The following is an 8,244-nucleotide window of genomic DNA, read 5'->3' as shown; positions in this document are numbered from 1 at the left end:
GCCGGTGACGAGGATGCCCGTTCCGGTGCGCCGGGAGGCGGTCTCCACGATCAGATACGCCTGGTCCCCGGCAAATCCGATGGCCTCGTAGCCTTCGAAGCCGGGGATGCGCTTCTCGAGGCCGCCGCTGTCGAACGCAATGCAGCGGGGCTCGAGGGGCCCTGACGCGGTGTGATCGAGCTGCGCGAGGATGCCGGCCTTCGAGACGGTGTAGAGGCAGGAGGTGCCGTCATCCTCCCAGTCGGGATACTGAGGCAGCAGAATGAGGTGTTCTCCGTACCACGCGAGGCCGGAGAGCTCGGCGCCATCCCCCTGAAGAGGGCCGCTCAGCGGCAGGAGGGTGACGGCCTGCTCCGGCGCTGTCCCCCGTAACGAAGGGGGCACGTCCACCAGCGGAACCGGCCGGGCACAGGTCGTGGCACACCCGGCCAGCCACAGCGGGAGGAGGCAGGCTCGAGCCATCCACTTCACCGGACTTTCTTCTCTCCTCACGTCTCGCTCCTCTCGTCGAGTGGGCCGGCTCCCCTGTCAGCGCGCGGGGCTTCCACCATTGTAGAGTGTGCTTCGGCCCTATGTGGGGAGTGGCGACATCCGAGGCGCACCGGGCCAGCGTGACGGAGAGAGCGAAGCCGGGCACCTTCGTAGGCTGGGTGATGTACTTCTCGCGGCTGCGCGGCACGGTGCCCCCGCTGCCTGTCTCTTGGGAAGCACGAGGTGGCCCCGGAGGGCTTCCTGGAGATCGACCTGGGGGGGCTGGGCGGTCCGCCGGAGCGACGGGCCTTTGCCTGGAGGAGCAGCCGGAAGGGGTGCAATGGCACACGTTCGCAGGGGGGGCGATCAACAGGCTCCTCGCGGCGGGGTTGGAGGCGAAGTCCGGCAAGCGATGGGTGGCTGGCAACCTCTCGGTTCGTTGCAAGGAGCTGCCCATGACAGCCGCGAGGGAGACTGTCAGCGGGCTGGGGGAGCTGAACTGGGAGCGCGTCGCCGCGGCCGCGGCCCATGACATGGCGCGGGGCATGGTGAGCAAGTTCCAGCCGTGCCTGCCCGAGGATGCAGAGGACCGGCTGCTCGCGGAGAAGCTCCTCGATCTTGGGGGCACGCTTCGCTTCCTTGGCAGCGTGGAGGTGAGCGGCGTCCGGGCGGCGCCACGGTCGATGGGGATCCGCCTGAGGGATACCCGGGCGGCAGAGGCCTTCGTCGTTGAACTTCAAGCGGTGGCACCGCGCTCGGGCGCAGCCACGCCCCAGAACGAGATCCAGTGGGTGGATACGCCTGCGGCCCTTCGCAGCGTCAGCGAGGAGCTCCAGGGCGAGGAGGCGGTGGGGTTGGATGTCGAGACGACGCTCGACTTCGGAACGCTCTGCCTCGTCCAGATTGCAACGCGAAGCCGCACCTACCTCATCGATCCCTTCGCGGTGGGTGACCTTGCTCCGCTCGGGCAGGTGCTGGGCGCGTCACGCCCACAGAAGGTCATCCACCATGCGAGCTTCGAGCGGCGGGTCCTCGCGGCGGTCGGAATCCCGCTCCAAGGGGTGCTCGACACCCTGGAGGCCTCACGCCAGCTGCGTGGAGCGGAGGTGCTGGGAGGACACAGCCTGGCGATGGTGTGCGAGCGCGAGCTGGGCCTCTCGCTCGACAAGGAGATGCAGACTTCGAACTGGAGCCAGCGGCCTCTGGGCCTCGAGCAGCTGAGATATGCCGCGCTGTCCGCGGAGATCCTGCTGAAGCTGCAGGAGCATTTCAAACGCGCCGGCATTGCGACGTTCACGCTCGGCCCGCAATCTCTGCTGGGCCACTAGACCTCCTCGAATCGCGTGCCCGTAGCGCCCATGTGCTCCAAGGCGTCCTTGATCTCCTCGGAGACGAGCAGCGTGCTCGACCAGCCATCGGGACGGAAGACCTTGGCGTTCCCCACCTTCAGCTTGTCGATGCGCATGTCCCGAACATCTCGGTACTTGCCAACCTTGTGCGGCGCTCCATCCTCATGGGTCCAAAGCAGGATCCTTGATGCCTTCTCGTCGATGCAGCGGATGAGGCGTGTTGCGACGAGGACGAGGTACTGATCCGGTTGGCCATCGATGTCTGCGGGGATGAGCTGCACGTCGCCGGGGGCGCGCTCCGACAGCATGGAAGCCACCTTGACGTGGACGACGGGGATGCTCAATAGCGCCCAGGAGAAGTCCAGCGGCCTGCCTGCAATCTTGATGGGGATTTTCAACTGTCCTTCAACATGCACGGGCGTTCCTCTCGTGAAGTCCCAGTCATGCACCTTGCGGCCCTGGTTATCGATGGGAGTGGCCAAGTACCAGCGGTGGGGGACATAGAGGTCGTCGGAGAGCTTGAAGAAGCGCTGGGCCATAGGGAAGTTCTAGCGTCATTGCCCCAGGGTGACGAGCCGGTTCAACTCCGTTCCGGGTGTGGAGATCTCTTCCGCGAGGCTACGGAGTTCGCGGGTCAACTCCGCTCGGCATTCCGCGATGGCGCGACAGTCTCCCAGCGCCTCCCGCAAGCGCTCGTAGACGATTTGATGGTATCGCTGCGGGTGAGGCCCCTTGTGCCCCTGGATGGGCACGATGTTCTCAGCATCCTTCAACCGCATGCCCGCCCTGGCGAAAAGCTCCTCGAACAGGGGGGTCCACGGGCCACCACGCAAGGCGGACTTCTTGTTAGCGATGGTCCCGATGTGGTGCTTCTCCGTGCGGTCGCCGCGTCCACCGCGCGCCGCCATCGCCACCGCGCCCGGGGCCAGCACCACACTGAATCCATCGGCCGTCACCGCCACCGACTCCACCGCGCCCACCTCCGACAACAAGACCCCTTCTCGGCCCACAGCCTGCATCGACACCTGCGCCGAACCGGGCAGCGTCCCCACCTGCTCCGCGAACCCCTTCGCCGTGCGCGTCAGCAGCGCCATCGCCATCATGGCGAACGCTTGCGCCGCCTCACGCGAGAACAACTTGCCGAACTTCTCGCCCGCCTCGCGGATCTCCTCGAAGGTGGCTGCAACCTTCACCTCCTCCATCAACTGGAACCAACCGGTGATCAGGTTGTAGAGCGTCTTGCCGCCCACCCAGAGAATGAGCCCCACGGTCGCCCACGCGGCGATGAACTTCGTTACCGGCTCGGGCATCGCGAGGAGGACGAGCAGCGTGACGACAGTCGCTATCGCGGCCTGCATGACGGCCTGCATGCTCACCATCTCGCCCAGCGCCTTCTCGAACTCCTCCAGCACGGGACTCTTGCTCAGGGCCATGGCCAACATGTAGCGGCCTTGCATGTCCAGGTACTTCCCGGCAACGAGCGCGCCCCCCAGGCAATCGCCCTCGAAACCATGGTCGCTCCGGCACCAGCCCTTGTACCGGCTGACGAGCTTCTCCTCCTCCACCGTCAACGTTCCTTCCAGGGGAGTGCCCGACTCCAGCGGGACGAGCTTTCGCTCTCCGAGCAGGTAGAGGTAATCGCTGTAGAGCGCGTCGAGTTGAAACAACTTCTCCACCGTTTCACGAGGGGAGCCGCTCAGCCGCACCTCCCGCGCCAGTCTCCGGATGGCCGCCGTCACTTCCTCCGGCGTCACCTCCACCGGCTCCACGGTAGCGGTGCGGGGGATGTGGACGATGGTTTGTCCCCCCGCTCCGGTTTCCACTCGGAGACCTCTCGAAGTGCCAGCGCACCCGACCATCACCGCAAGGATCAGCGCATTGGCTCGCCACAGAATCCGCCACGGCATCATGGGTCACCCTTCCTTGTGAGGATCGGATCAGGTTAGAGGGTTGCCATGTGGGAGAGGAGGAGTTGCCGGGTGGCGCCCGTTCTTCACACCCTCACACCCTGCTGGGGAGGCTCCCGCCGACGCTGACGCCTGGACGCTCGCCACGTGCCTGCACCTCTCACCGCGAGCCTCCCAGCGCTCGCGGCTTCGATGGGGAGCGGGTGCTGACCGCTTCCGTCATGACCGAGGTGTTGCGCGCCATGGCCATGGCCTGACTGCTCCGGCCGTTGCAGGCCTGGCCGGCAGGGTGACTGCCCCGAGCCCGTCGGCCTGGAGTGTGCGTCAGTTGTCCGCCCCCTGTGGGCGCGTTAGCGTGCCGCGCGCTTGAAGCCCGCGGAGACACCTGCACTCAGCCCAGCGCCTGGAGAGGGCTCCGCGCACCGCGCTCCACCCGGCGGCCAGGACGCTCCCGCCGCCACCCCGCGGTGGCCTCTGGCGCTGGGCCTCACCGCGCTGATGCTGGTGCACCACTTCGGGCTGTGGGCTTGGACGGCGTTCCGGCGCGGGTTCCCATTCCTTGAAGCCATCGACCGCTGGGACTCGCACCTCTACACCCGCATCATCACCGAGGGGTACGATCCGGCGCTGCGAGCCTTCCTGCCCCTCTACCCAGCAACGGTGTCTCTCCTTCGCACCCTTTTGGGAGGAGCGCTGCCGCCCCAGGTCATCGGCTCCGCGTTGTCCTCGCTCTGCCTGCTGGCGTTCGCCGCCTGGGTCTCCTGGCGAGGAGCCCGGCAGGGGGCTGCCTCTCCGCTCGAGCCGCGGACGGTGTGGGCCTGGTTCTTCTTCCTCTACAGCCCCGCCAGCTTCGCCCTGCACTCGCACCACACCGAGGGGCTCTTCCTGCTTCTCTCCCTGGGCGCCCTGGCCTCCGCCTGGGACAGGCACGTCTGGCGTGCCGCGGCCTTCGCCGCACTCTGTGTGTGGACGCGCAACCAGGGCATCTTCGTCGCCATCACCGCTGCGCTCCTGGTGGCCCGCACCCCGGGTCTGTGGCCTGGCCGGCTCGCGCGCTTCGCCACGGTGGGGGGCGTGGCGCTCGCGTCGTTCGGCGGGTTCCTTCTCTTCCAGGCCCGCTCGGCCGGGGATCCGCTCGCGCACCTGCATGCCCAGCAGAACTGGCACCATGTGGACTCCCTGTGGGGCGCGATCCGCGGGCTCTGGTTCGGCAATGAGTGGCACCAGCCCGGCTGGTGGCTGGGCCTGCGCAACCTCTTCGGCGCTGTGTGGCTTGCCGGGGCCGTGGCGCTGAGCCGTCGCAGCCTGCCCCTGGCCCTCTATGGGCTGCTCGCACTGCTCGTCATGCTGCCTCAGGGCGATCTGGGCAACGCGTTCCGCTTCGGCGCGGTGATGTTTCCCGTCCTGTTCCGGGTAGGCGACTGGCTCGCTGAGCGGCCAGCCTGGCTGCGATGGCCGGTCGCGCTCCTCGCCCTCTGGCTCAACCACAAGGTGACGCACGCCTTCTCCATCGGCTCCTGGGCCTACTGATGAATCACTCCAGGGCTCGGTGTATGGTGCCGCTCCTTTCGCTGTATCCATTCCCAACTTGGGGGGACTCATGAAGCGCATTCTGAAGATCGGTGGCTTGGGGTTCGCGGCGCTGGTGGCCGTGCTCGCGGTGGTGGGCCTCTTCCTGCCCCGGCAGTGGCACGTCGAGCAGGTGCTGGTCATCAACGCCGCGCCGGAGCACATCCACCCCTTCGTGACCGATCTGAAGCAGTGGCAGTCGTGGGCGGCCTGGACGAAGGACATGGATCCCGAGGTGAAGTGGGACTACGGCGGGCCGGCCTCGGGTGAGGGAGCGTGGTGGTCGTGGAAAGGCCCGAAGATGGGGCAAGGGAAGATGACCATCACGAAGAGCGATGTCTCCACCGGCGTGTGGGTGGACGAGATGATCGAGACGGACAAGGAAGTGAACGCCCGCGGCGCGCTCACGTGGACGCGCGAAGCGGAGGGCACGAAGGTGAAGTGGGTGGATGAGGGCACGCTGCCGCCCGTCATCGGTGGCTACTTCGTGGGCATGATCGAAGACATGCTGGCCAACAACTTCCAGACGGGGCTGAAGAACCTCAAGACCGTCGCGGAGAAGCGTCGGGCAGCGGAGCAGGCCCAGGCCGCGCAGCCCGCGCCCACCGGCTCCGCCCCGGAGGCCGCACCCGCAGCCCCGTAAGGCTTGATATATCTGGGGGCATGACGCCCCCGGCTCCTGGCTCTCCCACCTCCCGCGCTGCGACGGCGCCGTGGTTGGAGGAGCTCGACATCTTCATCCGGGCTCGCTACCCGCTCCTCTACCTGGTCTCCTGGGAGGAGCACCGGGTGGATGCGATCCTGGCCGAGTTGGCGCGCTCGCACGGCAAGGCGCTCTTCCACTGGTCCATCACCCGCGGGCTGCGCAACATGGGCGGCTCGCGGACCGCGACGCAGCCCGAGGAGACGCGCAACCCCGTTGACGCGCTCGCCGCCATCGAGAAGCTGAACGAGCCGGCGCTGATCGTGCTCAAGGACTTCCACCCCTACCTCGAGGACAAGGGCGTGGTGCGCGCCGTGCGCGAGCTGGCCCACTTTCTCAAGAGCACCTTCACCACCGTCATCCTTCTGGCCCCCACGCTCAGCATCCCCGTCGAGCTGGAGAAGGAGGTCTCCGTCATTGACGTGCCGCTGCCCGGGTACAACGATCTGCTGCAGCTCCTCAAAGAGATCGTCGCCGTGGTGCGCAAGAACAACAAGGCCACCGTCGACCTGTCGCGCGATCATGCCGATCAGATCATCAAGGCGGCGCTCGGGCTCACGCTCGCCGAGGCGGAGAATGCCTTCGCCAAGGCCATTGCCCACGACGGGAAGCTGGGCGTGGAGGACATCAAGCGCATCCAGGATGAGAAGCGCCAGGTGATCCGCAAGAACGGGCTGCTCGAGTACTACCCGCCCGATGAGACCCTGGGGAACGTGGGCGGCCTGCAGAACCTCAAGGCGTGGCTGGGGCAGCGCACCGCTGCCTTTGGAGAGCGGGCCCGCCAGTTCGGGCTGCCCGAGCCGCGCGGCGTGCTGCTGCTGGGCGTGCAAGGCTGCGGCAAGAGCCTCACCGCCAAGGCCGTCTCCGCGCACTGGAACCTGCCGCTGCTGCGGCTGGACATGGGCCGCATCTTCAGCGGGCTGATCGGCTCCTCGGAGGAGAACCTGCGCAAGGCCATCCGCGTGGCCGAGAGCGTGGCGCCGGTGGTGCTGTGGGTGGACGAGATCGAGAAGGGGCTGTCCGGTGTGGCCTCCTCGAGCACGGGCGACAGCGGCGTCTCTGCCCGCGTCTTCGGGACGCTGCTCACCTGGCTGCAGGAGAAGACGGCGCCGGTGTTCGTGGTGGCCACCGCCAACCGCATCGACGGCCTGCCGCCGGAGCTGCTGCGCAAGGGACGCTTCGACGAGATCTTCTTCATCGATCTGCCCGAGCAGGCCGAGCGCCGGGAGATCTTCCGCATCCACCTGAACCGGCGGCGGCGCGACCCCGCGCACTACGATCTGGAGGCACTGGCCACGCTCACGGATGGCTTCAGCGGCGCGGAGATTGAGCAGGCGGTGATCGCGGGGCTGTACGAGGCCTTCGGCGAGGGAGTGGAGCTCGGGCAGCCTCACCTGGTGCGCAGCATCCGAGAGACGTTCCCGCTGTCCGTCACCATGGGGGACGAGATCTCCCGGCTCCGGGCGTGGGCCAAGGGGCGGACTCGCCCGGCGTCGCTCGGCGGCCCCCCGGAGGGCAGATGACCTCCAAGTTCACCCGCTTCCTCCACCTGGAGCGCTCGCGCGGTGAGCGCTCCAAGCCGGAGGAGCCCCCTCGTCTGCAGAGCGGCGGCCGCTTCGAGGCCCTGGCGGAGCAAGGAGAGGCTCCTCAGGGGGCGGTGGTTCCCGAGGCCCACCTCGAGCGCTTCCGAGGCGAGGCGCCACTGGCCTTGGCGGAGGCTCCCAACAAAGAAGAGCGCTTCCCTCGCTGTGCCCGGTGTGAGTCCGAGAACGGCCGCTACACCCAGGAGTGTGGGGTGTGCGGCGCGGATCTGAACACGCCCCAGCAGCGCGAGTACAACGAGCGGCTCTGGCAGACCCGGGAGGCCCAGGAGCGCGAGCACGCGCAGGCCCTCGAGCAGGCGCGGCAACAGGCCGAGGCCCAGCGGGAGGAGGACGCGGCCGCCAAGGCCCGGCTGCACGAGCAGCTGCGCTCACAGCCGTGGGACATCCACCGTGGGGCTTCCTTCCTGAAAGGCCGCTCCCCGGGCGTGGCGCTGCTGAGCCTCATTCCCTCCAAGCCCGTTCGCTGGGCGGTGGGCCTGGGGCTCCTCGTGGGGACTCCCCTGGTCTTGCGCTATGGGCCTCGCGAGATGCGGCACCTGGCGGCCCTGCTGATGTTCATTCTCCTGGTGATGTTCCTTCCCCCCTCCTGGCTGCTGCGGCGGGGGCGGAGGTTCTGAGTTCGGCGGACAGGGCACCCCATG

Annotated in this window: 8 protein-coding genes and 1 pseudogene; 6 read left to right on the top strand and 3 right to left on the bottom strand. The window is 67.7% G+C overall.

The window, feature by feature from the left end:
• Nucleotides 1–492: hypothetical protein (locus tag VD972_RS09555; protein WP_324984219.1), on the bottom strand; the 492-nt coding region annotated here is incomplete at its 3' end.
• Nucleotides 493–557: 65 nt separating this feature from the next.
• Here VD972_RS09555 and VD972_RS09550 point away from each other — a divergent pair.
• Nucleotides 558–689 (top strand): annotated as a pseudogene (locus tag VD972_RS09550) (Imm52 family immunity protein); the annotation flags it as partial.
• 117 nt (nt 690–806) lie between these two features.
• Nucleotides 807–1,799, top strand: coding sequence for a ribonuclease D (locus tag VD972_RS09545; RefSeq protein WP_324984222.1), 993 nt, complete (start codon nt 807–809; stop codon nt 1,797–1,799).
• Here VD972_RS09545 and VD972_RS09540 read toward each other — a convergent pair.
• Nucleotides 1,796–2,359 carry an imm11 family protein gene (locus VD972_RS09540; RefSeq protein ID WP_324984215.1) on the bottom strand — a complete coding sequence of 188 codons (564 nt, stop codon included), beginning with the start codon at nt 2,357–2,359 and terminating at the stop codon, nt 1,796–1,798. The two genes, VD972_RS09545 and VD972_RS09540, sit on opposite strands and share 4 nt — an antisense overlap.
• A gap of 15 nt (nt 2,360–2,374) precedes the next feature.
• Nucleotides 2,375–3,643, bottom strand: coding sequence for an AHH domain-containing protein (locus VD972_RS09535; RefSeq protein WP_324984212.1), 1,269 nt, complete (start codon nt 3,641–3,643; stop codon nt 2,375–2,377).
• A gap of 450 nt (nt 3,644–4,093) precedes the next feature.
• On the opposite strand from VD972_RS09535, the gene VD972_RS09530 reads away from it, so the two are divergent.
• The 4 genes from VD972_RS09530 to VD972_RS09515 all read left to right on the top strand — a co-directional run bounded on the left by VD972_RS09530 (nt 4,094) and on the right by VD972_RS09515 (nt 8,220).
• The gene (locus tag VD972_RS09530) at nt 4,094–5,257 is read left to right on the top strand and encodes a hypothetical protein (protein ID WP_324984209.1); all 1,164 of its coding nucleotides are present in this window, start codon (nt 4,094–4,096) and stop codon (nt 5,255–5,257) included.
• Nucleotides 5,258–5,327: 70 nt separating this feature from the next.
• Nucleotides 5,328–5,939, top strand: a complete 612-nt coding sequence (locus tag VD972_RS09525; protein ID WP_324984206.1) for an SRPBCC family protein — start codon at nt 5,328–5,330, stop codon at nt 5,937–5,939.
• A gap of 20 nt (nt 5,940–5,959) precedes the next feature.
• A complete protein-coding gene (locus tag VD972_RS09520; protein ID WP_324984204.1) occupies nt 5,960–7,522 on the top strand; it encodes an AAA family ATPase in 1,563 nt (520 codons plus the stop codon).
• Nucleotides 7,519–8,220, top strand: coding sequence for a hypothetical protein (locus tag VD972_RS09515; RefSeq protein ID WP_324984201.1), 702 nt, complete (start codon nt 7,519–7,521; stop codon nt 8,218–8,220). Before VD972_RS09520 ends, VD972_RS09515 begins: the two co-directional genes overlap by 4 nt.
• Nucleotides 8,221–8,244: the final 24 nt, after the last annotated feature.

This window comes from Hyalangium sp. (genome assembly GCF_035629615.1).
Taxonomy (GTDB): domain Bacteria; phylum Myxococcota; class Myxococcia; order Myxococcales; family Myxococcaceae; genus Hyalangium.
The sequence above is the reverse complement of the archived record's forward strand: the minus strand, read 5'-3'. Positions and strand labels throughout refer to the sequence as shown.

Bases quoted from the DNA above. Each gene is read 5' to 3' on its own strand.
- VD972_RS09540 (WP_324984215.1), bottom strand. From the start codon at position 2,359: ATGGCCCAGCGCTTCTTCAAGCTCTCCGACGACCTCTATGTCCCCCAC.
- VD972_RS09515 (WP_324984201.1), top strand. From the start codon at position 7,519: ATGACCTCCAAGTTCACCCGCTTCCTCCACCTGGAGCGCTCGCGCGGT.
- VD972_RS09520 (WP_324984204.1), top strand. From the start codon at position 5,960: ATGACGCCCCCGGCTCCTGGCTCTCCCACCTCCCGCGCTGCGACGGCG.
- VD972_RS09525 (WP_324984206.1), top strand. From the start codon at position 5,328: ATGAAGCGCATTCTGAAGATCGGTGGCTTGGGGTTCGCGGCGCTGGTG.